The sequence below is a fragment of the Dinghuibacter silviterrae genome (assembly GCF_004366355.1).
GTDB lineage: Bacteria > Bacteroidota > Bacteroidia > Chitinophagales > Chitinophagaceae > Dinghuibacter > Dinghuibacter silviterrae.
Map to the genome: position 1 here is coordinate 998,346 of NZ_SODV01000001.1, position 24,991 is coordinate 1,023,336.

The 24,991-nt window shown below is 55.6% G+C and carries 25 protein-coding genes and 1 tRNA gene; 13 read left to right on the forward strand and 13 right to left on the reverse strand.

The genetic code is table 11. The features are described from left to right. The first annotated feature begins 6 nt into the window (after nt 1-6). The 8 genes from EDB95_RS04410 to pdxH all read left to right on the forward strand — a co-directional run bounded on the left by EDB95_RS04410 (nt 7) and on the right by pdxH (nt 6,257). Complete coding sequence (locus EDB95_RS04410) at nt 7-885, forward strand: NAD kinase (RefSeq protein ID WP_133990965.1); 879 nt, start codon at nt 7-9, stop codon at nt 883-885. 50 nt (nt 886-935) lie between these two features. Beyond that, the gene (gene porG / locus EDB95_RS04415; RefSeq protein WP_133990967.1) at nt 936-1,778 is read left to right on the forward strand and encodes a type IX secretion system protein PorG; all 843 of its coding nucleotides are present in this window, start codon (nt 936-938) and stop codon (nt 1,776-1,778) included. A 164-nt stretch (nt 1,779-1,942) separates the two neighbouring features. Continuing rightward, complete coding sequence (rplM, locus tag EDB95_RS04420) at nt 1,943-2,386, forward strand: 50S ribosomal protein L13 (RefSeq protein ID WP_133990969.1); 444 nt, start codon at nt 1,943-1,945, stop codon at nt 2,384-2,386. A gap of 27 nt (nt 2,387-2,413) precedes the next feature. Next, nucleotides 2,414-2,803 (forward strand): 30S ribosomal protein S9, encoded by a 390-nt coding sequence (rpsI, locus tag EDB95_RS04425; protein ID WP_133990971.1) that lies wholly within the window; start codon nt 2,414-2,416, stop codon nt 2,801-2,803. 24 nt (nt 2,804-2,827) lie between these two features. Then, nucleotides 2,828-3,796 carry a 30S ribosomal protein S2 gene (gene rpsB, locus EDB95_RS04430; protein ID WP_133990972.1) on the forward strand — a complete coding sequence of 323 codons (969 nt, stop codon included), beginning with the start codon at nt 2,828-2,830 and terminating at the stop codon, nt 3,794-3,796. Nucleotides 3,797-3,876: 80 nt separating this feature from the next. Next, the gene (gene tsf / locus EDB95_RS04435) at nt 3,877-4,722 is read left to right on the forward strand and encodes a translation elongation factor Ts (protein WP_162852478.1); all 846 of its coding nucleotides are present in this window, start codon (nt 3,877-3,879) and stop codon (nt 4,720-4,722) included. A gap of 174 nt (nt 4,723-4,896) precedes the next feature. After that, the gene (gene pyrH / locus EDB95_RS04440) at nt 4,897-5,607 is read left to right on the forward strand and encodes a UMP kinase (RefSeq protein ID WP_133990976.1); all 711 of its coding nucleotides are present in this window, start codon (nt 4,897-4,899) and stop codon (nt 5,605-5,607) included. 5 nt (nt 5,608-5,612) lie between these two features. Beyond that, the gene (gene pdxH / locus EDB95_RS04445; RefSeq protein ID WP_133990978.1) at nt 5,613-6,257 is read left to right on the forward strand and encodes a pyridoxamine 5'-phosphate oxidase; all 645 of its coding nucleotides are present in this window, start codon (nt 5,613-5,615) and stop codon (nt 6,255-6,257) included. A 27-nt stretch (nt 6,258-6,284) separates the two neighbouring features. On the opposite strand, the gene EDB95_RS04450 is transcribed toward pdxH, so the two are convergent. The 7 genes from EDB95_RS04450 to recR all read right to left on the reverse strand — a co-directional run bounded on the left by EDB95_RS04450 (nt 6,285) and on the right by recR (nt 12,583). Continuing rightward, on the reverse strand, nt 6,285-6,401 hold the full coding sequence (locus tag EDB95_RS04450; RefSeq protein ID WP_133990980.1) for a 30S ribosomal protein THX: 117 nt from the start codon (nt 6,399-6,401) through the stop codon (nt 6,285-6,287). 115 nt (nt 6,402-6,516) lie between these two features. Next, nucleotides 6,517-6,870, reverse strand: a complete 354-nt coding sequence (locus tag EDB95_RS04455; RefSeq protein ID WP_449389523.1) for an HU family DNA-binding protein — start codon at nt 6,868-6,870, stop codon at nt 6,517-6,519. 152 nt (nt 6,871-7,022) lie between these two features. After that, the gene (locus EDB95_RS04460) at nt 7,023-7,328 is read right to left on the reverse strand and encodes a DUF4286 family protein (protein ID WP_133990984.1); all 306 of its coding nucleotides are present in this window, start codon (nt 7,326-7,328) and stop codon (nt 7,023-7,025) included. Nucleotides 7,329-7,332: 4 nt separating this feature from the next. Continuing rightward, nucleotides 7,333-8,097, reverse strand: a complete 765-nt coding sequence (locus EDB95_RS04465; protein WP_133990986.1) for an exodeoxyribonuclease III — start codon at nt 8,095-8,097, stop codon at nt 7,333-7,335. Continuing rightward, nucleotides 8,094-10,790 carry a methionine synthase gene (gene metH, locus EDB95_RS04470; RefSeq protein WP_211352045.1) on the reverse strand — a complete coding sequence of 899 codons (2,697 nt, stop codon included), beginning with the start codon at nt 10,788-10,790 and terminating at the stop codon, nt 8,094-8,096. Before metH ends, EDB95_RS04465 begins: the two co-directional genes overlap by 4 nt. Before the next feature lie 9 nt (nt 10,791-10,799). Beyond that, nucleotides 10,800-11,804, reverse strand: coding sequence for a homocysteine S-methyltransferase family protein (locus EDB95_RS27500; protein ID WP_211352046.1), 1,005 nt, complete (start codon nt 11,802-11,804; stop codon nt 10,800-10,802). A gap of 155 nt (nt 11,805-11,959) precedes the next feature. Beyond that, nucleotides 11,960-12,583, reverse strand: coding sequence for a recombination mediator RecR (recR, locus tag EDB95_RS04475; RefSeq protein WP_133990988.1), 624 nt, complete (start codon nt 12,581-12,583; stop codon nt 11,960-11,962). A 61-nt stretch (nt 12,584-12,644) separates the two neighbouring features. Between recR and serC the strand changes: the two genes are divergently transcribed. Genes serC through EDB95_RS04495 form a run of 4 tightly spaced genes read left to right on the forward strand, consistent with a single transcriptional unit; the run spans nt 12,645 to nt 17,863 of the window. Next, nucleotides 12,645-13,715, forward strand: a complete 1,071-nt coding sequence (gene serC / locus EDB95_RS04480) for a 3-phosphoserine/phosphohydroxythreonine transaminase (RefSeq protein WP_133990990.1) — start codon at nt 12,645-12,647, stop codon at nt 13,713-13,715. A gap of 26 nt (nt 13,716-13,741) precedes the next feature. Then, nucleotides 13,742-14,971: a DUF1015 domain-containing protein gene (locus EDB95_RS04485; RefSeq protein ID WP_133990992.1), complete on the forward strand. Its 1,230-nt coding sequence runs from the start codon at nt 13,742-13,744 to the stop codon at nt 14,969-14,971. Between the two features lie 13 nt (nt 14,972-14,984). Beyond that, nucleotides 14,985-16,019 carry a tetratricopeptide repeat protein gene (locus EDB95_RS04490; protein ID WP_133990994.1) on the forward strand — a complete coding sequence of 345 codons (1,035 nt, stop codon included), beginning with the start codon at nt 14,985-14,987 and terminating at the stop codon, nt 16,017-16,019. Between the two features lie 44 nt (nt 16,020-16,063). Next, on the forward strand, nt 16,064-17,863 hold the full coding sequence (locus EDB95_RS04495) for an AMP-dependent synthetase/ligase (protein WP_133990996.1): 1,800 nt from the start codon (nt 16,064-16,066) through the stop codon (nt 17,861-17,863). Here the strand turns inward: EDB95_RS04495 and cydB are convergent. From cydB to EDB95_RS04515, 4 genes are read right to left on the reverse strand one after another with little or no spacing between them, the layout of a single operon-like run. Beyond that, nucleotides 17,860-18,894 (reverse strand): cytochrome d ubiquinol oxidase subunit II, encoded by a 1,035-nt coding sequence (gene cydB, locus EDB95_RS04500; protein WP_133990998.1) that lies wholly within the window; start codon nt 18,892-18,894, stop codon nt 17,860-17,862. The genes EDB95_RS04495 and cydB overlap by 4 nt on opposite strands. Before the next feature lie 11 nt (nt 18,895-18,905). Beyond that, nucleotides 18,906-20,303, reverse strand: coding sequence for a cytochrome ubiquinol oxidase subunit I (locus EDB95_RS04505; RefSeq protein ID WP_133991000.1), 1,398 nt, complete (start codon nt 20,301-20,303; stop codon nt 18,906-18,908). 36 nt (nt 20,304-20,339) lie between these two features. Then, nucleotides 20,340-21,608: a BamA/TamA family outer membrane protein gene (locus tag EDB95_RS04510; RefSeq protein WP_133991002.1), complete on the reverse strand. Its 1,269-nt coding sequence runs from the start codon at nt 21,606-21,608 to the stop codon at nt 20,340-20,342. A gap of 42 nt (nt 21,609-21,650) precedes the next feature. Next, nucleotides 21,651-22,085, reverse strand: a complete 435-nt coding sequence (locus tag EDB95_RS04515; protein ID WP_133991004.1) for a hypothetical protein — start codon at nt 22,083-22,085, stop codon at nt 21,651-21,653. A gap of 130 nt (nt 22,086-22,215) precedes the next feature. Between EDB95_RS04515 and EDB95_RS04520 the strand changes: the two genes are divergently transcribed. Then, nucleotides 22,216-23,556, forward strand: a complete 1,341-nt coding sequence (locus EDB95_RS04520) for a hypothetical protein (RefSeq protein ID WP_133991006.1) — start codon at nt 22,216-22,218, stop codon at nt 23,554-23,556. Here the strand turns inward: EDB95_RS04520 and EDB95_RS04525 are convergent. After that, complete coding sequence (locus EDB95_RS04525; RefSeq protein WP_133991008.1) at nt 23,519-24,745, reverse strand: MFS transporter; 1,227 nt, start codon at nt 24,743-24,745, stop codon at nt 23,519-23,521. The two genes, EDB95_RS04520 and EDB95_RS04525, sit on opposite strands and share 38 nt — an antisense overlap. A 164-nt stretch (nt 24,746-24,909) precedes the next feature. Further along, nucleotides 24,910-24,983, reverse strand: a tRNA-Val gene (locus tag EDB95_RS04530). Between the last annotated feature and the right edge of the window lie 8 nt (nt 24,984-24,991).

Here is a 24,991-nt window from a genome sequence, read left to right on the forward strand (position 1 = left end):
TCAGTCATGCGTATCGGCATTTATACGAGGGGCATTGAAGAAGACCAGCTGCAGGATGTCCAGATGTTGATGGACGCGCTGTCCGCGCACCACATCACGCCCGTGGTCTACCGGCCTTTTTACGAACAGATCTGCGAAAGGGTCCGCTTTCCGGAGCCCATGGAACAATTCGAGACGTTTTACGACCTCGATGAACAAATAGAATGTTTTATCAGCCTGGGGGGAGACGGGACCCTGCTGGACACGGTTACCCTGGTCCGGGACAAGAAGATTCCCATCCTCGGGATCAACTTCGGCCGGCTGGGATTCCTGGCAGGCATAGGGAAAGAAGAGCTCACCACCGCCGTAGCCTCCCTCATCAACCGGACGTATGTCCTGGACCGACGCTCACTGATCCACCTTGATTCCGACGAACCCTTGTTCGGGGAAGTCCCTTACGCCCTCAACGAGTTTGCCATACACAAGAAGGATACGTCGCCCATGATCAAGATCCATACGTATCTGAACGGCGCCTTCCTCAATACGTATTGGGCCGACGGCCTGATTGTGGCCACCGCGACCGGTTCGACAGGGTACAACCTGAGCTGCAACGGTCCGGTGATTTTTCCCGACGCCGCCAACTTTGTCATTACGCCCGTGGCTCCCCATAACCTCAATGTCCGCCCCATCGTGGTTCCCGACCACAACATCATCTCCTTCGAGGTCGAAGGCCGCTCGGACCAGTTTATTTGCGTCCTGGACGCCCGTAAGGAAGTGGTCAGCCGGCAGGTCCAGCTGGCCGTCAAAAAGGAATCGTTTTCGATCAACCTCCTTCGCCTCAATGAGAATACCTTTTTGCAGACCCTCCGGAACAAGCTGTCCTGGGGCCTGGATAAAAGAAACTGAATGGGTTGTATACAAAAACCCCGTACCGTGACGTTTGTACCAACAGCATTATGAACAGATTTGTACTCCTTCTACTCGCTGTTTGCCTCGGCAGCTTCGCGGCAAAGGCTCAATATGAAGGATTTATCCATACCGGTGAAATCGGCATCACGGCGGGGGGGGCCAGTTATTTCGGGAGCCTCAACACCAACGGGGATGTCACACATTCCAAAATGGCCTTTGGCGCCTTTTTCCGGAAACAATTCGGGGACTATGTCGCCGTACGCCTGGGTGGTCAATACGCCCGCGTCGGGTACAGCGACGTCTACAGCAAAAACGCCTTTCAACATACCCGCAACCTGAGCTTTAACAGCGACATCTGGGAAATGACCCTGCAGGGGGACTTCAACTTTTTCCGTTTCAACCCCGTCGATCCGGATGAGCGGTTCACGCCCTACCTGACGTTTGGGCTGGGGGCTTTTCATTTTGATCCTTATGCCTACCTGAACGGCCAGAAATACTACCTCCGGCCGCTTCATACCGAGGGCGAGGGTATCATCCCCGGCAAAAAGGAATACAGTACCATGGCCGTTTGTTTCCCGCTCGGCTTTGGGTTCAAGCTGGCGCTGAACGAAAGCGTGAACCTGGGCTTTGAGGTCCTTTACCGGTTTACGACGACCGGCTACCTGGACGACGTCAACGGCACCTACGCCGGTGCCGCGGCCTTTCCGGCTTTGCCCAACGGCGAACCGTCCCCTGCCTATCTTCTGCAGGACCGCTCCTATGTATATGGTGCCCCCATCGGCGAAGCCGGCCGTCAACGCGGCAACGGGGAGAAAGATTCCTACGCCACGGCATCCCTGACCCTCTCCTTTAACCTCAGCAGTTACCGCTGTCCGCCGGTACCAAAATAAACCCGCAAGTTTTTTATTGATTTTCAGTTAGTTGTAGAGGTGGCCTCAAAAAAGGGCTGCCGGATCCTTATTTTTCCCCAAATATTGATCTACCTTTGCGCTCCCTCTAGGGGGATGCTCCGCCCGGGATGGCGGCGGGGCAAAAACGCAAAAACAAGAAAAAAATGAGCAAACAACATTTTACAACAAAGCACGCCAACGCGGCTACCGTCCAGCACAACTGGTATGTGGTGGATGGTACCAATCAAACCGTGGGCCGGATGTGCGCCAAGATTGCCGCTGTTCTTCGCGGGAAGAACAAGGCTTACTTCACCCCTCACGTTGATTGCGGGGACTTTATCGTGTTGATCAACGCCGATAAGGTGAAATTCACCGGCAACAAGCTGGAGGAAAAAGAATACATCCACTACACCGGTTACCCCGGGGGTCAGAAAAGCGAACTGGCAAAAGACCTCCTGAAGCGCCGTCCCGAAGCAGTGATCGAAACCGCTGTGAAGGGCATGCTGCCGAAGAACCGCCTGGGCAGGAAAATGTTCAAGAAACTGTTCGTATACGCCGGGGCGGCACACCCCCACGGCGCACAACAGCCCAAAGCGCTTCAATTCTAAACACTAACATTTCAAATTCCAGATACAATGGAAAAACAAAAAAATGCAGTGGGTCGCCGTAAAGAAGCCGTCACCCGCGTTTTCCTGAGCCGGGGCGAGGGCAAGATCACGGTGAACGATAAGGACTATAAAGTCTATTTCCCGCTGGTGTATCTCCAGAACCAGGTAGAAATGCCGCTCAAAACCGTTGATGCGCTGGATAAATTCGACGTCAAGATCAACGCCACCGGTGGCGGGATCAAGGGTCAGGCCGAAGCCGCCAAGCTCGGCATCGCCCGCGCCCTTTGCGAAGTCAACCCGGAATTCCGTCCCGCGCTCAAGGCCGCCGGCCACATGACGCGTAACCCGGCCGGCGTTGAACGTAAGAAACCCGGTCGCAAGAAGGCTCGTCGCAGCTTCCAGTTCTCTAAACGTTAATCACCTTATTACTTTTTACCTATTATGGAGAATAATACGTCACTGCAGCAACAACTTCTGGACGCCGGCGTTCACTTCGGACACCTGCGCAAGAAGTGGAATCCCAAGATGCTGCCTTATATTTTCGCGGAGAAGAAAGGCATTCACATCATCGATCTGAACAAGACCGTCGACAGCCTTCAAGAAGCTGCCGCCGCCCTGAAGCAGATTGCCAAAAGCGGTAAGAAGATCATGTTCGTCGCTACCAAAAAGCAGGCGAAAGAGATCGTTACCGAAAGCGCAAAGCGCGTCAACATGCCCTACGTCACCGAGCGTTGGCTGGGGGGTATGCTCACGAACTTCGCCACCATCCGCAAGAGCGTGAAGAAAATGCAGAGCATCGAAAAGATGCTGGGCGACGGTACCTTCGACAGCATCACCAAGAAGGAACGCCTGACCCTTTCCCGGGATAAGGATAAGATGGAAAAAGTACTGGGTGGTATCGCGCAACTGAGCCGCGTACCCGCTGCGCTTTTCCTCGTGGACATCGGCCATGAGCACATCGGCCTGGCCGAAGCCAAGCGTCTTGGCATCACCACCTTTGGAATGGTCGACACCAATTGCGACCCGAACAAGGTGGACTTCGCCATCCCTTCCAACGATGACGCGACCAAGTCGATTGCCATCATCACCGATTATATCACCGCTGCTATCGCAGAGGGTCTTGCCGAAAGGCAGGCGGAAAAAGCCGATGAGGTTGAAGAATCCGAAGAATCCGAAGCCGGCGGTCCTAAGTTCGAACTCGGTTCCGAGGAAGAGCGTGAGCGTGGTCGTCGCAGCGGCGGTCCCGGTGCCAATCGTGGTGGCGGCGGTCGCGGGCCCGGTGGTCCTGGTGGACCCGGCGGTCCCGGTGGCGGCCAGCGTCGTCGCACCAGCGGTGCACCCGGTGGTGGCGGTGGCGGACGCCGTCCCGGTGGCGGTGGTGGCGGACCTCGTCCCGGTGGACCCCGTTAATAAGGGTTAAGCCTCCATTAAAAAATTATACCGGGCCTTAGGGCCCGGTCTTCTTTCATTAATATCGTGCAAAAATTATTATGAGCGCAACTATAACAGCTACGGATATCAACAAATTGCGTCAGGCAACCGGCGCCGGGATGATGGACTGCCGCAAGGCCCTGACCGAGTCGGGTGGAGATTTTGAAGCCGCCATCGACTGGCTGCGCAAGCAAGGCCAGAAGGTTGCCGCCAAGCGTCAAGACCGTGAAGCAAAAGAAGGGGTAGTGATCGCCAAGACCACTGCCAACCAAGCCAGCGGCTTTGTCCTCTGCCTGGCCTGCGAAACCGACTTCGTGGCAAAGAATGCCGAATTCGTTGCTTTTGCCCAGAGCCTGATCGACCTGGCCGTTGCCAAGGACGTCAAGACCCTGGACGAACTCAACGCCGCTCCCTACGAGCAGATTACCGTTGCAGAAAAGATCAACGAACAGGTGGGTAAGATCGGTGAAAAGATCGGCATCACCCGTTTCGAGCGCATCGACGCTACCGCCGTTGCTGCCTATATTCACGGCGCCAACCGCATGGGTGTACTGGTTGGCCTGACCAAGGGTGGCGACGCCGCCCTGGCTGCCGGCAGGGACGTGGCCATGCAAATCGCCGCCATGAACCCCGTTGCCGTCGACCAGGACTCCGTTCCTGCCGACGTCGTCGAGCGTGAAAAGGCCATCGTCCTGGAACAGATCAAACAAGATCCCAAGATGGCCGGCAAGCCCGACGAAATGCTGGACAAGATCGCCGCCGGCAAGCTGAATGCCTTCTTCAAAGAAAGCACCCTACTCGCCCAGGCCTTCGTAAAAGACAGCAGCCACACGGTCGCCGACTACCTCAAGAGTGTAGACGCGGGGCTGAAGGTCACGAGCTTCGTGCGCGTGGCACTCGGTTAAGCGAACCCACTATATTGGAGGCCGCCCCACAAGGGCGGCCTTTTTTTTGCGCCGCCGCCGCACATCATAACTTGCGGCGGCGGCGCAAAATCACTAACGATGGTCCTTCGGACGGCGGGCCCGTGGCCCGCCCTTTTTTCCTATCTTCGCCCCCACATCACTAATCGAGACGACATGCTCCCCAAGTACAAACGAATATTGCTGAAGTTATCCGGAGAATCCCTGATGGGTGAAAACAGTTTTGGGATGGATCCCAACGTGATTGCAGGGTATGCGCAGGACATCAAGATCATCACGGACCTGGGGGTACAGGTCGCCATCGTCATCGGGGGCGGCAATATTTACAGGGGAATGAACGAACAGGAGACCGGCATCGAACGCGCCCAGGGCGACTATATGGGCATGCTGGCCACGGTCATCAACGGGATGGCCCTCCAGAGTGGTTTGGAAAAAATCGGCGTGTATACGCGTCTCCAAAGCGCCATCAAAATGGAACAGGTCGCCGAACCCTACATACGCCGCCGGGCCATCCGGCACCTCGAAAAAGGACGCGTCGTGATCTTTGGCGCGGGCACCGGGAACCCCTATTTCACGACGGACACCGCGGGTTCCCTGCGGGCCATCGAGATCAAGGCGGACGTCATCCTTAAGGGCACGCGGGTGGACGGCATCTATACGGCCGACCCCGAGAAAGACCCCGACGCAAAGAAATTCGAACAGATTACTTTTTCCGAAGTCATATCCCGCAGCCTCAAGGTGATGGACATGACGGCGTTTACCCTTTGCCAGGAGAACAACCTGCCCATTATCGTGTTTGACATGAATAAGCCGGGGAACCTGCTGCGCGTCGTCACAGGAGATAATGTAGGGACGCTGGTAAAATAGGGTCTATGCAGCCGATCGCAGACATACGAAAAGAATATAAGTTAAAGGAACTCACCGAAGCCTCGGTGGCCACCGACCCCTTCCTCCAATTCGGCCGCTGGTGGGACGAAGCAATGGCATCGCATATTGACGAGGTCAACGCCATGACGCTCGCGACCGTGTCGCCCGATGGCCTGCCCGAGGCGCGGATCGTGTTGCTCAAGGGGGTGGACAACCGCGGGTTTGTTTTCTATACCAATTACGACAGCCACAAGGGCGCCGCGCTGGCCGCGCATCCACAGGCTTGCCTTTTGTTTTTTTGGAAAGAGCTGGAACGCCAGGTGCGCATCACCGGGAGTGTCGAAAAAGTCAGCCCGGAAGAAAGCGATGCCTATTTTCATTCCCGCCCCGAAGGCAGTCAATTGGGTGCCTGGGCCTCGCCCCAAAGCCAGGTGATCGACGGTCGCTCGGTCCTGGATAAAAACCTGGAATCCTATACCACGCGCTTCTCCGGCGCCGAGGTGCCCCGTCCGCCGCATTGGGGCGGCTATCGCGTCCATCCCGATAGCGTGGAATTCTGGCAGGGACGTCCCAGCCGTTTGCACGACCGTCTCCTCTACAGATGGAACAAGGCGGCCAACGCCTGGAGCATTAGCCGCCTCGCACCCTAAGTCAATACACGAACGATCGTACGCGGCCTAGGAGGCTGCCTTTACGATGAATTTCGAATGCTTCGTTTTTTTGGCCAACCGGGATTTTCCGAAAGATGCCCGGAAGATCTTGCCCTTCTTCGTTTTTTTGTCACCGCGACCCATGGCGCTTGAGTTTTATGAATGAATAATGCCCTGCGAGGGGGCATAAATGTACGCAAAAAAAAGCAGGTACACTGAGGAAGCGCACCTGCTTTGTGTTTGACACGGGCCTCAGAGACTACAGCTTTGCAGCCAGCTCCTTGCCGGCCTTGAACTTGGCCACTTTCTTCGCTTTGATCTTGATCACAGCGCCCGTTTGGGGGTTGCGGCCATTGCGTGCAGCGCGCTTGGTAACGGAGAAAGTACCGAAACCTACGAGCGTTACTTTGCCACCACCTTTCAGGGTTTTGGTTACAGCTTCAACGAAAGAGTCCAGAGAAGCATTGGCTTGCGTCTTTGTGATGCCGGCGTCTTCGGCGATTTTAGCAACTAATTCAGCTTTGTTCATAGTAGGGTATATTTTAGCAGAAACAAATATAGCCGGTTTTTTATTGCAACAAAATATTTTTGGAAAAATTTCATCCGTTTGCAATCGGCTATAACCCGCATGGTGTAAGGGTTTGGGGGGAGGATTTTAGCAAAGACCGTTAGCGTCGTTTTCGAAAACCCTTGTCCATAAAGGGTTTTGGAGGTTTCTTCGGAATGCCAGTGTGGGCGCGGTTTCCGGGGAAAACATATCCACAATTAGTGCACAACCTCCATCAGCGTGCCGAAGGACATACTTTTTTCCCCCCAGAGGCGCTGACTTTCCCTCTGAAATGCGGGTTCGTGGGTGGACTGGAAGTGGTCGCAGGCGGCCCGGTCTGTTGCATACAGTTGCAGTGCGAAAGTAAGCCCATGGCTTTCATCCACGTCTACGAGACGGACGAACTGGTACCGTTCGAAAAAACCGGTAGCCATGATCCCGGGAATCTGCCGGTCTTTCATCCAGGCGAGCCAGGACGCCACAATGCCCGGATCTACGAGGGTTGTAGTATTGAGGATAAACATTTCTTTAGTCCGTTAGTTCCAAAAAAACGGGACAATGGTCGCTATGGGCGATGTCGGGGAGTATCCGGGCACCGGCCAGGGCGTCTCTGAGGTCTTCCGATACGTTGACATAGTCGATCCGCCATCCCTTATTGTTGCCGCGGGCGCCGGCGCGAAAGGTCCACCAACTGTAGTGATGGGGATCTTTGTTAAAATGCCGGAAGGTGTCGATAAAGCCACCTTCGAAAAAGCGGTCCATCCAGGCGCGCTCTTCGGGCAGGAAACCGGAGGAAGTCTTGTTCCGGACGGGATCGTGTATATCGATGTCCCGGTGGGCGATATTGTAGTCGCCGCAAACGATCACCCGGGGACGCTCTGTGAGCAGTGCGTGTAGAAAGGCCATGAATTCATCCAGCCACTGGTATTTGTAGCGCTGCCTGTCCTCACCGGTGGTGCCGGAAGGGAAGTAGGCGTTGATCAGGGTCCGGTCGCCGAAATCCAGGCGGATCACCCTCCCTTCGGCGTCGCTTTGGGGGTGTCCGGTTCCGTAGACGACGTTGTCGGGGTGGATCCGTGTAAAGACGGCAACGCCGCTATACCCTTTTTTCTGGGCGGGGAACCAAAAGGTCTCGAAACCGAGGCTTTCGATCGAGGCGATGTCCACGTCTTCACGCAGGGCCTTGATCTCCTGGAGACAGACGATGTCCGCGTTTTCCCTGGAGAGCCATTCCAGCAGGCCCTTGTTGATGGCCGAGCGGACGCCGTTGACGTTGTACGTGATGATCTTCATATATCATACTCCAGGTTGGGACGCAGCCAGCGCTCCACTTCCTCGATGCTCATGCCTTTGCGGCCGGCGTATTGTTCCACCTGGTCTTTTTCGATTTTACCGACACCGAAATAGATGCTTTGCGGATGGCTGAAATACCAGCCGGAAACGGAAGAGGCGGGGTACATCGCCAGGGACTCGGTCAACTGGATACCGGCTTGCGCGTCGGCGTCCAGGAGCCGGAAAAGCTTGAGCTTTTCGGTATGGTCCGGGCAGGCGGGATAACCCGGGGCGGGCCGGATCCCCTGGTAACGTTCGGCGACCAGGTCTTCCGCGGAGAGGTGTTCTTCCGAGGCATACCCCCAGAATTCCCGGCGGACCCGGAGGTGTAAATGTTCGGCAAAAGCCTCCGCCAGCCGGTCCGCCAGCGCCTTTAACAGGATAGCATTATAGTCGTCGTTTTCTTTTTCGAAGTGCGCGATCCACTTTTCGATCCCGATGCCTGTGGTCACGGCAAAACCACCGACATAGTCGCCCGGGCCGGGGAGCCCGGCCGGTTTTATAAAGTCGGTGAGGCAGAACTGGGGCTGGTCGGCGGCCTTCTTGATTTGTTGCCGGAGGTGACACAATAACTCAGGCGTACCCTCCACATCGATGGAAATATCATCCCCCACAGCGGCGGCGGGCCAGAAGCCGACAGCGGCGTTGGCCGTGAGCCACTTTTCGTCGATGATGCGTTGCAGAAGGGCGCGGGCATCCTTATACAAACGGGTGGCTTCGACCCCCACCTTTGGGTCTTCCAGGACGGCGGGAAAACGGCCCGGCATTTCCCAGGCCAGGAAAAACGGACCCCAGTCGATCATATCCGCGATCGTCCCCAGGTCGTACTCCTTGAAGTAACGGACCCCGGTAAAGGCGGGCACGGGCGGGGTGTACCCTTTCCAGTCGATGGGCATCCGGCGCGTCTGCGCGTCCGCGATCGGCAGGTATTGCTTGGTGGTTTTCTTTCTTGCAAAGTCCTCCCGGAGCTTTTGGTATTCGTCCGCCAGTTGCTTTAGGAAAACAGGTTTCTGCTGCGGGTTCAGGAGGTTACCAGTGACCGTTACGCTGCGGCTCGCGTCCAGGACGTGGACGACGCCGTGCGGGTACTCACCGGCAATCTTGACCGCGGTATGCGTCCGTGAGGTCGTGGCGCCCCCGATCAATAGGGGGATGGTCATCCCGCGGCGCTTCATTTCCTTGGCCACGTGCACCATCTCGTCCAGGGACGGCGTGATCAGGCCGCTGAGCCCGATGACGTCGGCTTCTTCCTTCTGGGCGGTTTCCAGGATCTTGTCGGCGGGGACCATGACCCCGAGGTCGACGATCTCGTAGCCGTTACAACCCAGGACAACGCCGACGATGTTTTTACCAATATCATGAACGTCGCCCTTGACGGTGGCCATTACGACCTTACCCGCGGAAGACCGTTTCTGGCTGGTTTTTTCCAGTTCGATAAAAGGTGTGAGTACGGCGACGGACTTTTTCATCACGCGGGCGCTTTTTACGACCTGCGGGAGGAACATCTTGCCGCTCCCAAAAAGGTCACCCACCACGCTCATCCCATCCATCAAAGGTCCTTCGATGACGTCCAAAGGTTTTGGATAGGCCTGGCGCGCTTCCTCGGTATCGGCCTCGATGTAATCGGTGATCCCGTTGACCAGGGCGTGTTGAAGGCGCTCCTGGACGGTGCCCTGGCGCCAGGTCTCATCCTTGACCTGTACGGTGCCCTTTGACTTGACCGTTTCGGCAAAGGAGATCAGGCGGTCGGTCGCGCCCCCGCTAGGGTCCCGGTTCAGGATGACGTCTTCGCACAGCTTTTTGAGTTCAGGTTCGATCTGCTCGTATACCGGCAACTGGCCGGCATTCACGATCCCCATGTCCATGCCTTCGCGGATGGCATAATAGAGGAAGATCGAGTGCATGGCCTCGCGGACGGCTTCGTTCCCCCGGAAGGAAAACGACATATTGCTTACTCCCCCACTGATTTTGACCAGCGGGAATTTTTGCTTAATAAGCCGGCACGCTTCGATAAATTCGACCGAATAGTTGTTGTGTTCCTCGATGCCGGTGGCAATGGCAAACACGTTGGGGTCGAAGATGATGTCCTGCGGGGCGAAGCCTACCGTTTCGGTCAGGATCCTGTAGGCCCGGTCGCAGATACGCATGCGGCGTTCGTTGTTGTCCGCCTGGCCGTCTTCGTCAAAGCACATCACGACGACCGCGGCCCCAAAGCTTTTACAGATAAACGCCTGGTCGATGAATTTCTCCTCTCCTTCCTTTAGGGAGATGGAATTGACGATGCACTTCCCCTGTACGCATTTGAGACCCGCGTGGATGATCGAAAACTTCGACGAGTCGATCATGATGGGGATCTTGGCGATATCGGGTTCGCTTTGCAGAAGGTTGAGGTAGATCGTCATGGCCTTTTCCCCGTCGAGCAGGGCGTCGTCCATGTTGACGTCAAGGATCTGGGCCCCGTTTTCCACCTGTTGGCGGGCAACACTCAAGGCCTCTTCATATTTATTTTCCCGGATCAGCCGGGCAAATTTCTTGGAGCCGGTGACGTTGGTACGCTCTCCTACATTGACAAAATTGGTTTCGGGGCGGACCACCAGGGGTTCCAGCCCGCTAAGACGGAGGTAAGGCGGTATGATCTTCGTTGTTGTGGACATGGCGGTTGTTTACAGTGCCTCCGCCGTCACGGGAACAGCCCTGGGGGACAGGTTCCGGACGTGCTCGGCGATGTGGCGAATATGATCGGGGGTGGTGCCGCAGCAGCCGCCCACGATATTGACGTATCCTTCCCGTGCCCAGTCTTCCAGGAAGTGGGCTGTTTGTTCCGGCTGCTCGTCGTACTCACCCATGGTGTTGGGCAGACCGGCGTTGGGATAGGCCGACGTGAAGCAGGCGGCGATCTGGCTGAGCTCCTCGATGTGCGGCCGCATTTCGGCGGCGCCCAGTGCACAGTTGAGCCCAATACTCAGGGGAGCCGCATGTTGTACGGAGATATAGAACGCCTCCAGGGTCTGGCCGCTCAGGGTCCGGCCCGAGGCATCGGTGATCGTGCCGCTGATCATGATCGGCAGTTCGGGTATCCCTGTGTCCTTGAAGAATTGCTTGATCGCATAGATCGCCGCCTTTGCGTTGAGCGTGTCGAATATGGTTTCGATCAACAGGAGGTCCACACCGCCTTCCACCAGGCCCTTGACCTGCTCGTAGTAGGCTTCCGACACTTCGTCGAAGTAAACCGAACGGAAACCGGGATTGTTCACGTCCGGGGAAAGCGACAGCGTTTTGTTCATTGGCCCGATGGCGCCGGCGACGAAAACGGGCTTATCGCTCTGAAATGCCTGGACGGCTTCCCGGGCGATACGCGCGGCCGCCACGTTAATCTCGTAGGCAATGTCCTCCATGTGGTAGTCCGCCATGGATACACGCTGGGCATTAAATGTATTGGTTTCGATGATGTCCGCCCCGGCCTCCAGGTATTCCAGGTGTATACCTTTGATGATATCGGGTTGGGTCAGGCAGAGAAGGTCGTTGTTGCCCTTTAGATCGGAGGGCCAGTCCTTGAAGCGTTCTCCCCTGTAGTCTTCCTCCGTCAGCCGGTGGCGCTGGATCATGGTCCCCATGGCGCCGTCGATGATGAGGATGCGTTTGCGTAAACAATCAGCGATCGTTTCCATAAAAAATTCCTCTTTAGGAACTCTATAAACGCGGGGGGTATTGGTCATCCGGTGGGGGATGCTGCCGAGCGTTTATTAGTTCTGTTCTGAATGTCAGGCCGAACAATAAACAAATCCGCCTGTTGTAGGTGCAAATGTACGGCATTGACGGAACATCACAAAGTCCGCCCCACATACTGTCCAACGGGCAGCCTTCCTGTCAGCGAACGGGCGAGGGTGAGCTCATCGGTGAATTCCAGCTCGCCCCCGAAGGAGATGCCGCGTGCTATCGTAGTGACAGTCAGGGGATAAGGCTCCAACTGTTTTTGGATATAAAAGATCGTGGTGTCTCCCTGGATGGTGGGGCTTAGGGCAAAGATGACTTCCTTGACCTCCTCCTCACGGACCCGGCGGACAAGGGCTTCGATGGGCAGTTGGTCGGGACCCACGCCATCCAGCGGGGAGACAACCCCACCCAGGACGTGATAGGTGCCGTTATACTGGCCCGTGCCCTCTATGGCCATGACATCACGTATGTTTTCTACGACACAGATGGTGTCGGATTTACGGCCCCGGTCCGCGCAGATGTTGCACAGCGGGCCGTCCGCGATATTGTGACAGCGGGTGCAGAACCGTATCTCACTCCGCATTTTGGCGATCGTGTCGCTAAAATGCTGCACGGCTCCCTGTTCCTGCCTGATCAGGTGCAAGACCAGCCTCAAAGCGGTTTTTTTACCGATGCCGGGAAGTTTTGCGAATTCATTCACCGCATTTTCCAGCAGGGAAGATGGGAAGATCATGACACAAAGATAACAGATAGCCGTATTTTGATGTAGGTTTGCACCCTAACTAAGTATCCAGATGATCCACAATTTCAATGCCGGGCCATCCATTTTGCCGGATCAGGTGCTACAGGAAGCCGCCCAGGCGGTGCTCAACTTTAACGATACCGGGCTTTCCATCCTGGAGATCGGTCACCGTACCCCTTTGTTCGAAGCCGTCCTGGATGAAGCCCGTTCCCTGGTCAGGGAGCTGATGTCGCTGGGTTCCCAGTATGAAATCCTGTTCCTCCACGGCGGGGGAACCACGCAATTCATGCAAGTGCCCATGAACCTGCTGGACGAAGCAGGGACTGCTGCGTATATCGATACCGGTGTCTGGTCATCGAAAGCGATTTCCTACGCAAAACTATTCGGAAGAGTCAAGGTCCTGGCTTCCTCCCAGGACGCCAACTATACCTATATCCCCAAGAATTTCAGCGTCGACCCCCCGGTTACGTACCTGCACATCACCACCAACAACACGATTTACGGTACGGAGTGGCATCGGATCCCCGATGGCAAAGGCGTGCCCCTGGTGGCAGACATGAGCAGTGACATCATGAGCCGGGTGACGGACTTTTCGAAGTTCGACCTCATCTATGCGGGTGCCCAGAAAAATATGGGCGCCGCGGGTGTCACCCTGGTGGTCCTCAAGAAATCGCTGCTGGGAAAGGTCCAACGGAAAATCCCCGGCATCCTCGACTACCAGAAGCACATCGAGGCGGGCTCCATGTTGAATACACCGCCCGTCTTCGCGATCTATGTGACCCTGCTGACGCTGCGCTGGCTGAAAGCGCAAGGGGGTGTGGCCGCCATGGATAAGGCCAACACCGAGAAGGCCGGGTTGTTGTACGACGCCCTCGACCGGTTGCCCGTGTTCAAACCCACCGTCGTAAAGGAAGACCGGAGCCGGATGAACGCCTGTTTCGTGATGAAGGACCCGGCCCTGGAGCAGGCTTTTGCAGAGCGTTGCAAACAGGAAGGGATGTACGGGGTCAAAGGACACCGGAGTGTGGGTGGTTTCAGGATCAGCCTGTACAACGCCCTGCCCTTGTCCAGCGTGAAGGATATAGTGGCATTGATGGAAGACTTTGCAAAAACACACGGTTAAGACGCAAAACACCTTTATTGGATATTATGGCAATCATCGCACCTTTTAAAGCACTTAGACCCCAGGCGCAGTATGCCCGGCAAGTCGCCTCAAAGCCCTACGACGTATTGAACTCCAAAGAGGCGAAGGTGGAGGCGCAGGGGAATCCCAATTCTTTCCTGCACGTCACCAAGTCGGAGATAGACCTGCCGGAAGGCACGGACATTCATTCCGCGGAAGTCTATGCAAAGGCCAAGGAGAACCTGTATGCCTTTTTGCAAAGGGAGGTCGTTTTCCAGGAGGCAAAACCCTGTTATTACATTTACCAGCTCGTGATGAACGGCCGCAGCCAGACGGGTCTGGTGTGCGTCAGCAGCATCCAGGACTATACGACGGGACAGATCAAGAAACACGAACTCACCAGGCCCGAAAAGGAGCTGGACCGGATCAACCATATCAAGACGACCGGTGCGCAGACGGGGAATGTGTTCTTAGCCTACAGGGACATCCCGGCGGTCAGCCACCTGGTCGGGAAGTGGATCTCGGAAAAGACGCCGGTTTATGACTTCGAGGCTGACGACCAGGTGCGGCATACGGTCTGGGTGATCAATGACGAACCGGTCATCGCGCAGATCACGGCCCTTTTTGGCCAGCCTTCCATCTGTACCTATATCGCCGACGGTCATCACCGCGCGGCATCCGCCGCCAAGGTGCGCTCGGAACTAAGCACGACGCCTACAGAGGCCTCGGCGTATTTCCTGACTACGCTCTTCCCCTCCAGCCAGCTCCACATCATGGACTACAACCGCGTTGTCAAGGACCTGAATGGTTTGAGCGAAGCCGCTTTCCTGGAACGTCTGGGCGAATCTTTTACCATCACACCCTCTACCTCCGCCGTGGCGCCCGGTTTCTTGCACGAGTTCGGCATGTATCTTGGAGGCAAATGGTATACGTTGCAGGCAAAACCGGGTACCTACAAAAACGATCCGATCGGCGTCCTGGACGTGACCGTCCTACAGGAGCGCCTGCTGGCGCCCATCCTCGGGATCGATGATCCCAGGACCAATACCCGGATCGATTTCGTGGGGGGCATCCGCGGCCTGGGCGAACTCGAATCCAGGGTCAACAGCGGTGAGATGGCCGTCGCCTTTAGCCTGCACCCCGTCACCATCGAACAGCTTTTTGACATCGCCGACAGCGGCCAGGTGATGCCGCCCAAAAGCACCTGGTTCGAACCAAAGCTCCGGGACGGTCTGTTGACGCATTTGATTTATTAAAAACCAGTGAACCATGAATATACTGAGGTCCGGGATGTTGTTCGGGCTGTTGGTGGCGGGGTTTTCCCTGCGCGCCCAAAGCGTAAAGGAGGAGTTGGAAACGGGGAATTCCCTGATGCAGGGAGGTGACTTTTCCAACGCGATCGCCGTGTTGTCAAAAGCCCATAGCCAGGAACCCGGAAACCTGGAGGTGGTCAAAAGCCTGGCATTTTCCTACTATCTGTCAAAGGACTATACCAAGGCACTGGACGTGATCAAGCCGATGATCGACGGGGACGGTGGGGACGATGCGTGTTTCCAGATCGCCGGGAATATTTATGTGTCGCTTGCCCAAAACAAGGAGGCCGAGAAACTGTATAGAAAAGCCCTCAAAAAATTCCCCGACTCCGGGCCATTGTATGCCGACTTCGGGATCTTCCTCGGCAGCCTCGCCGAAGGACCGGACGCGATCAGGATTTGGGAGCAGGGGATAGAGGCCGATCCGAGCTATCCCGGGAACTATTACTATGCCTCCAAATACTATTATACCGTAGACCTGACCTGGAGCATCCTTTATGGAGAGGTCTTCGTAAATATGGAAAGCCTGACCCGGCGCACCCCGGAGATCAAGGCCCTGTTGCTGGACAGCTATAAGAAAATATTTTCCAAGGACGAATACCTGAATCCCCTCGTCGACAGGAAAGGGCGCCCCGTCAACGAGTTTGAAAATGACGTCCGGGCTACCTTACGCGCCAACGCCTCGGCCCTGGGCGGTGGGATCAACGAAGAATCCCTGACCGCCCTGCGCAGCAGGTTTGTCCTCGACTGGTTTAGCAAATATGCCACCCAGTTCCCCTACCGGTTGTTCGACTACCAAAGACAGCTCCTGCAACAGGGGATGTTCACTGCCTACAACCAGTGGATCTTTGGCAGCGCAGAGGATGAAAAGACCTATAACAGCTGGGTAAGCGCCCACAACGACGAGTTCAATACGTACTACGGTTTTGCGCGGGGAAGGGTATTTAAGATACCGAAGGGGCAGTATTACCAAACAAAAGAAAAAGAGTAACTTCCGGGCTCCGGGGGGTCCCCCTGGCAATAAATGTTTGCCTTATGCTGAATGCCCGAACCCGATTGTTTGACAGCCTGGACATCCAACTGGAGCGTTTTCATAAACCCAACATGCTGGCCGCCAAGGAAGAAGGCCGCTGGAAAACCTACGCTACCTCGGAGATCAAAGACCTCGTGGACCGGTTGAGCCTGGGGCTCCTTCGCTTAGGCGTGAGCGGTCACGACATGACCCCGGAAAGGCAGGACAAGATCGCCATCATCAGCAACAACCGGCCCGAATGGGTCGTCACCGACCTGGCCGTCCAACAGGTGGGCGCGGTCCTCACCCCCATCTATCCCACGACCAATCCCGTGGAGCTGGAATTTATCCTCCAGGACGCCCAGGTCAAATACATGTTTGTCAACAACCAGGAGCAGCTTGATAAGGTCCGCGCGCTTCAACCCCGGGTGCCGTCGCTGCAAAAGATCTTTACCTTCGACCCGGTATCCGGGGCGGACCATTGGGAGGTGCTTCTCGATGGCGGCCTTTTGGAAGACAAAGCCCGTCTTCAAACGATAAAGGACGGCATACACCCCGATCACCTGGCCACCATCATTTACACGTCCGGCACGACCGGTACGCCCAAGGGCGTCATGCTCAGCCACCGGAACATCGTCTCCAACGTGATCATGGCGAAGGAAAGCTTCCCTTTTCCCGACGCACCCGAGACAAAGGTCCTGAGCTTTCTCCCCCTCAACCATATTTTCGAGCGCTGTGTGACCTATATCTATCTCTTTAGCGGGATCAGCATCTATTACGCCGAGAGCATGGATACCATTGCCGCCAATCTCCGGGAGATCAGCCCCGATGGTTTTACGACTGTCCCCCGTCTCCTGGAAAAAGTATACGAGCGCATCATGGCGACGGCCCACGAATTAAAAGGGATCAAAAAGACGTTGTTCTTCTGGGCGCTCCGGCTCGGGGAAAAGTATGACAACCGGGACCCGGGCTCTTTTGGCTACCGCATCCAGCTGGCCCTGGCGAACAAACTCATTTTCTCCAAGTGGCGCGCCGCCCTGGGAAACAACATCAGCTTTATCGTCACCGGCGGCGCCGCCTGCCAGGAGCGTCTCCTGAGGATCTTCAACGCGGGGCGCGTCCCGGTGTATGAAGGCTACGGCCCCACCGAACACAGCCCGGTGATCAGCGTCAACCGCCGCGCACCGGAAGGCCTCACCAAATTTGGCTCCGTGGGACCCGTCATCAATGGCACAGAGCTAAAGCTGGCCGAAGACGGCGAGATCTGCGTCAAATCCCCCAGCGTGATGATGGGCTATTACAAACGCCCTGACCTCACCGCCGAAGTCATCATCGACGGCTGGCTGCACACCGGAGACATCGGTATCCTGGAAGAAGGAACATTCCTAAAGATCACCGACCGCAAAAAAGAGCTTTTCAAAACCAGCGGCGGCAAGTACGTAGCGCCCCAGGCGGTGGAAGGCAAAATGAAGGACAGCCCCTATATCGAACAGGTCATGGTCGTTGGGCCGGAGCGAAAGTTCGTGGGGGCGTTGATTGTTCCCTCTTTTACTTCCCTAAAAAAATGGTGTGTCGCAAACGGGGTGCCCTTCGACACCAACGAAGCCGTTGTCAGAGAACCGCGTGTGCTGGCGCTTTTCCAGGAAGAGGTCGAGCGTTGCAACCAGACCCTGAACCATATCGAGCAGGTGAAGAAATTCGAATTGCTTCCGCACGAGTGGACGGTCGACAAAGGGGAAATGACGCCGAAGCTGAGTATGAAGCGGAAAGTCATCACCGAGCATTATGCGACGGTGATCGAGCGCATTTATGCCGAAGTTTAGTAGCTCATTTCATCCAGCTTTACCTTCCCCTTAAAGGTCCAGAACACAAACGTCGTGTAAGACGCCACCAGCGGCACCCCGATGGCCGCGATCGTCAGAAGGATCCGCAAGGTCTTTTCGGAAGAGGAGGCGTTGTGCACCGTCAGGTTCCAATCCTCATTTAAGCTGGACAACACCAGGTTGGGATACAACTCTATCGCGACAATCACCAGGAGCAGGCTGATCGTCAGGGCTGACGAAAAAAAGGCCTTCAGGTACTGCTGTTTGGAGATGCTCCGGGTGACGTTTGCGATCGCCAGCACCATGATCACCGGCACGCCAAAAAGCCACACATGGGATTTGATCTGGTGGGAAAGATGGGGGATATACAGGATCGTATAAAAGCTTAACAACAGGATACAGATCACAAAGAAAATGGTCATGTTCTTGACGATGATCGTCAGTTTTGTATACAGCCGTTTTTCGGTCTTCATGACCAGGTAGATCGCCCCGTGCATCATAAAGAGCGCCAACGTCGTGACCCCCACCATCACCGCATAGGGATTCAGAAAGTCAAACACCCCGCCCTGGTAGACCCCGTTCTTGTCGATCGGCAATCCCAGCAGACAGTTTCCTAAGATCAGCCCCAGCGCAAACGTCACCAGGATGCTGGACCCGCAATAACAGATATCCCAGGCCTTGCGCCACCATAACATCGGCTCCTTGCTCCGGAACTCTATCGAGATCGCACGGGTGATGAGGGCGACAAGAAAGACCATAAAGGGGATATAAAAGGCCGAGAAAACCGCGGCGTACACCTTTGGAAAACCCGCAAACAAAGCGCCCCCGCCGATCACCAGCCACACTTCGTTCCCGTCCCAGACGGGGCCGATGGCGTTGAGGGCCGTCCTCCTGCTTTCCTCCTTGTTAAAGAACAGGTGGATGGCGCCCGCGCCCAGGTCAAAACCGTCCAGGATCGCGTACCCGGAGAAGGAGGCGCCCACGACGAGGTACCACCAGGTGGCATAGTCAAGTCCCAGGAATGTTGCCATACGTCAAAGTTTTAGTGTCCGGCTGTTTCGCCCGTCGGCCCGAAGTGCTCCGCCATATCCCGGTGCATGGAACTGTGCATTTCCTCTGCCGCCCAATTCGGTCCGTGTGTGATCTTACGGTTCAACAGGAACACGAACAAGGCGAACAACCCTATATACACCAGGACAAATAGAATCAGGGAGAAAATAACCTGCCCCGCCTTCACTGCCTCTGAAAGCGCGGCCGACGTCCTTAACAGCCCATAAACCACCCATGGCTGGCGACCCATCTCCGCCGTGAACCACCCCGCCTGGTTCGCCAGTTGCGGAAGAAGCACCGACCAGACGAAAATGCGCAGAACCCAGGGCTTGTCAAAAAGCGTATCCCGTCTCAGCCAAAAAGCAGCGACGGTGGTCAGCAGGATCATCAGGGTCCCCAGCGTGATCATCAGGTGATACACCTGAAAAACGCCGTTGACCTGACCGGGTCTGTCCCCGATTGGTGTGGCCCTCAACCCCTGAACCGGCGCGTGAAAGTCACCGTATGTCAGGAAGCTCAACCCGCCCGGTATGCTCAGACCGTGGGTTTGTTCGTGTTGCTGGTCCACCCAGCCAAACAGGTACATCGGCGCCGGGGCGCTGGTGTCGAAATGGCCTTCCATGGCCGCGAGTTTGGCCGGCTGGTAGTGCGCCACCACCTTTGCCGACCGGTCACCGATAAAAAGCTGCGCCCAGGACGACAAAAAGGCAATGACCAAAGCGATCTTGAAGGAAGACTTGGCAAACTCGATGTATTTTTTGTGCAGCAGATACCACGCGCTGATGCTCAGCACGAGAAAGGACCCCGCCAGGAAGGCGCCGACCCAGACGTGCAGCACACGATCGATCGATGAAGGATTAAACACCATGGCCCAGAAGTCCGTGATCTCCGCCCGGGCATCCATCCCCGATCCCACGATGTGAAAACCCGCCGGAGTTTGTTGCCAGGAATTCGCCACCACGATCCAGATCGCCGAAAACATCGACCCCAGCGTCACCATGACGGTGGCCAGGAAGTGCGTCCGGGGCTTTACGCGGTTCCACCCAAACAAAAGGATACCCAGAAACCCGGATTCCAACGCAAAAGCAAAAATCCCTTCCGCCGACAACGCGCTCCCAAACACATCCCCCACGTATTTCGAATAGACCGCCCAGTTCGTGCCGAACTCGAATTCCATGACGATCCCCGTCGCCACCCCGATCCCGAAAATGAGGGCGAAGATGCGCGTATAGAATTTTGTCATGGTCTCGTAGAGCTTGTTACCCGTTTTCAGGTACATGCCCTCCATGCATACCATGACCAGGCCGAGGCCAATGCTTAAAGGTGGATAGATATAATGGAAAGAAATCGTGAAGGCAAACTGTATCCTGGACAATATTTCGACGCTCATAGAACAGGATTGTACCTGCAAGGTACACCCGCGGCGTTAGAAAACCTCTCCGAGATTTAGAAATAACCCGTTCGACCCGTTTAACCCAAAGCCGTAGTCGACGCAGATATTGGTTTTGGAAAATTTGTTGAATTTGATCCGGAGACCCGCGCCTGCGCCGGGCCAGAAGACATTAAACTGGCCCGTTCCCGGGTCGGACACCGACTGACAATTGGCAAAAATTACACCGCCCAGCAAACCGTCGTTCAGGATGCCGAAACGGAATTCTCCTTCCAGGTCCAGCAGCGACTTTCCCCGGAACCGGCTTTGCACGTAACCGCGACCGGTATTGTCGTAGGTATCCCAGGCCGTACTCGGCAGGTCCAGGTAAGGCGGCTTTCCCGAAAGCGTGAACCAGTCAAAGCTCCAAAATGCCAGGACGTTGTTCTTATGCCCCACGCTAAAGTATTTCCGGACGTCGACCAACACCGAGTTCCAGTCCTGGTCGCTCCCCAGAAACGTCAGGTTCTGCCGGACGACCAGGTTCCCGTAAAAAGAACCCCCTTCCGGGTTGATCGAGTTTTTCCGGGTGTCGTACAGCACATCCAGCGCTACCCCCGAAGAATAGGAGGAAGACTTGTATCCGTAGGCGTCAAAAGGTGTCACCTCTCCGGGGCTAAGGTTCAACTGCTGTATGTCATAGTGAATGTCGAGTTGGTACCCCGGCCCGATAAAAAAGTCCTTTGCCACTTTCCGAAGGATGTACTGGTAAAACCGGAGGTAGTTGTAATTGAGGTCCACGGCGTCGGCGTCCGTTGTATGACCGCCCAGCCCATAGGTCTTTTCGGGGAATTCCATGTATCGCCAGTCCCCCACGAAATTATACTTGTTGTCCTTTGTCCAGATCGAGGACTGTATCGGGCAGATCAACTGCTGGTTCTGCGTACCCGTTACCGACGCCAGTACCGAGGACAGGTTGGTTTCGCTATCCCGCACCAGGTAAAACCCTGCATTTCCGGTAAAGTTGACCCCTAACCCCGTTTCCAGCGAATACTGGATGGCGGGCGCCGCTGAGATGTGCAACCGGGGTGATTGGCCTTCTTTTTTTAACAGACGTTTGTCCGGATTTCTGCCCGTGATGATGAGAAAAAGGTCGATCAGGTCCCGTTGAGAGCGGAAATAGGCTGCTTCGGGGATGGTGTCGGCGCCTTTACGGTTTGTGGTCGTGTCCTTCTGAAACCGTGCTGCCGTGTCTCCGGTCTGCCCGAAGGCCCCCGTGCCGGTAAACAAGGTCAGAAAGAGGTATAGTAATGTCGATCTTTTCATTTCGGCAGCCCCTCTGACCGCATTTCCGGGTCCGGGTTTAGCTTAGTCGCTTTTTTTAGCTCTTATTTGTGAGGATTTAAGGTAGACCTTTTTCCCTTTGTCATCGACATAAAATTTTTTGTCGTTTTTGTCGATGTACACCGTTTGCCCTTTAGGGCCCTCTTTGCCTTTGTACACTTTGTCCGTCACGGCAGAGGCACCCTTCACGGCTGCGCTCGCCGTCTTATCGCCCGCAACTTTGGCGGCTTCACCGGTTTCGTGCCCTACCTTTTTCGCGGTGGTGGCCGTCGCACGCCCCACGCGGTGGGCCGCGGTGTCCGTCTTGACCGCCACCGTGTGCGCGGCTTCGCCCGTCTTTTTGGTCACCTTATGTACGGAACTGTCGAATTTGTTTTGTGCCGTGGCGCCAACGGCGATGAGTGAGCCGGCGAGGGCGAATACGACCACCCCGATATGCCGGTTTAGGTTGATGTTCATACGTTTGCTTTTATGTGGAGAAATTCAACAATGGTGCCACAGATCATCCGCCCTTCCCTCTCCTGTAACGATCAAACGGTTGCGCTTTCTTCCCGGGTTGCGTGGGCTCGAATAACCGGTAAATTGATGTATGAAATATACAATCCTCGCTTTGGCGGTATGGTTTTCTACGACAGCATTACTCCGGGCCCAGCAGGTAGGTGATACCATCCGGCCCACCCGGACAGAGTGGATCACCCCTGTTCATAAGGACGCTTTTAGAGATGGACGTTTTAAACAAAGAATACAGGGTGGAAACCCGCGTATGGTCAACGGTTATTTGGTTTTCGACGGCTCGAAAGACGGCGATCGCCAGGTCGACCCCCAGATCGCCGTCGGCAACGGCTACATCCTCCACGGCACCAACGGAGGCCTGATCATCTACAATAAGAAAGGCGAATATATCGACGGCGTGCCCCAACGCGATTTTGCCGATGGGATCGACCCCAAGCTTTTTTATGATTCGTATAACAAAGTCTTTGGTTTCGACATGTGGGTTTATTGGGACTCGGCCAAGATCCGGCCCGTCAACATATCGGTTTCCGAAACCGGTGACCCCAGGGGCGCCTGGAACATCTATTCCGTGTCCGCTTCCAAAGGGGAAGACGGTGGCGGAATCGGCTACAGCCACCACTGGATCTCCTATTGTTTCCCGGGCGGACCCGAAAATACTTTTGTGTTGAGCATCGCCGACGCCAAAGCCGGAAAATCCACCAAGGTCTACCACTTCCCCGGCAGCCTCGGTGAGCCCGTCCAGATGCAAGGCGGGTCAGACGACATGTATTTCTTCGAGATCGCCGACAAGAATTTCGTCATCCGGAAATTGACCACGCTGCCCGACGGCACACCCGTTGCCGTCGTCGTGGCCCATACGCCCCACCATCTGGCCAATTACGACTATCCTCCCGAATCCCCTCAAAAGGATACCAACCAAACGATATCCTCCGGCGACCGGAACCCCAAAAATGTCGTCTATCAAAACGGCTATATCTGGTTTTCACAGGCGATCAATTATAACGGTCACTCCGCTGTCCAGTGGCACCAGGTCGATGCTGGTTCCGGCAAGATCGTTCAGACCGGTCTCATCGCCAGCCCTACCAGTAACTATATCCAGACGACGCTCGCCGTGAATAAACATAACGACGTCCTCATCGGTTTCCAGGAGACCAACGCGCAGATGTATATCAGCCCCCGGTTTGCTTACCGCTACGGTCACGACAAGCCCGGTACCATCCGCGGGATCATCTCGATCGGCGAAGGCGTGGCACCCACCGGCGGCCCTGCCTGGGGTGACTATAGCGGCAGTGTCGTCGATCCGGATAACATGACGGATATGTGGACGATACAAAGCGTGGCAGGCAAAAGGGGGAATGGCGAAACCGTGATTGCACGGTTTATACCCGCTCCCGCCGCAGCAACACCTGCAAAATGATACACATCAGCACTCCCATGACCAGGTAGCCATACCCCAGCATCTGCTGCGACTGGGGATGGAAAATGCCCACCACGGCATAGCTGCTAAAGGCCGTGATCAGGAAGTTGGCGCCGCCGCTCAGCCCACTGGCCAGCCCCGCCATTTGCGGAAACCTCCCCAGCAGGTAGGCGAAATAATTGTTGAAGATAAAACCCACGCACACGTGCGCCAGGAAGGCAAAGGCGATCAACGTGTACAGGTTCGATACGAAACCGGCACTGGCGATCATAGCCAGTATCACCGCCAATTGAACGGCATTGCTCAACCGCAGTTTGGGAAGAAAAGTCTTTTTTATCGTCGCTTTCCCCAGGAGACCGCCACACATCCACGCCAGTCCCATCATCAAGGCACCATACCCTGCCACCACGGAGGAGTAGTGCATCCGGTGCTCGATGATAAACGAACCTACCAACCCGAAGATCATCGTGGTCCCATAACACAAACCGCACATCCATAATCCGTAATTAAAGGTACGGCTGCGCAGCATGATCGAATAATCATGCACAATGGAAGACCACTTCAGCGGGCGGTAGGCCGGCACCGTTTCGCCCGAAAATGCCCACTCCAGACACAGCATCAATATCCCATATCCCGCCAGTACATAAAAGTTAGACTGCCAGTTAAAGTATTGTTGCAGATACCCGCCCGCAAAAGGCGCCAGTACCGGGGCGGAAGACCACACGATCGACATCATGCTCAGGTAATGTTTGCGCTCCTCGCCTTCATAGACGTCTACAAAAAAAGCCCTTTTCGCCACCACGATAAAGCCGGTCGTGATCCCCTGCACGATCCGCATGGCATAGATGACCTCCAGGTGTTGCGTTCCAACGATGACCAAATTGCTCAGCACGAATATGGCCAGCGACACCAACGTCAAACGAAACCGCCCAAAGCTGTCGATCAGGCTCCCGGTCACGAACTGAGCCAGGCCATAGCTGATCAAAAACAAGGAAAGGGTCATCTGGATGGCGCCCTCCGATCGATGAAGGTCCTGCGCCATGTGCGGCATGGACGGGATATAGATGTCCGTGATGAGACCCGATAAGGGGATTAATAAGAAGGAGACAAGGGTGGCCGCCTTTTTGTTTTTTTCATCTAGTCTTTTTGCGCCTGTTGGTTGCTGCCATGCGGGGTCCATTCCGATCATATCCGTTGTCTTTTGTATCCGCAAAGATAGAAAGCCGGGGCCAAGGGCTGGGTGCCCTCATCAAATGTAAACTTGCAAAATTCAAACAATGCCCTTTGGTTGTCCGCCATAAAGAGAAAGGTCCCAAATCCATTGTTTGCCAATGAATTTGGGACCTTCAGGGGTGGATCCTATTGGATTCGAACCAACGACCTCTTCCATGTCAAGGAAGCGCTCTAACCAACTGAGCTAAAGATCCAAAGAAGG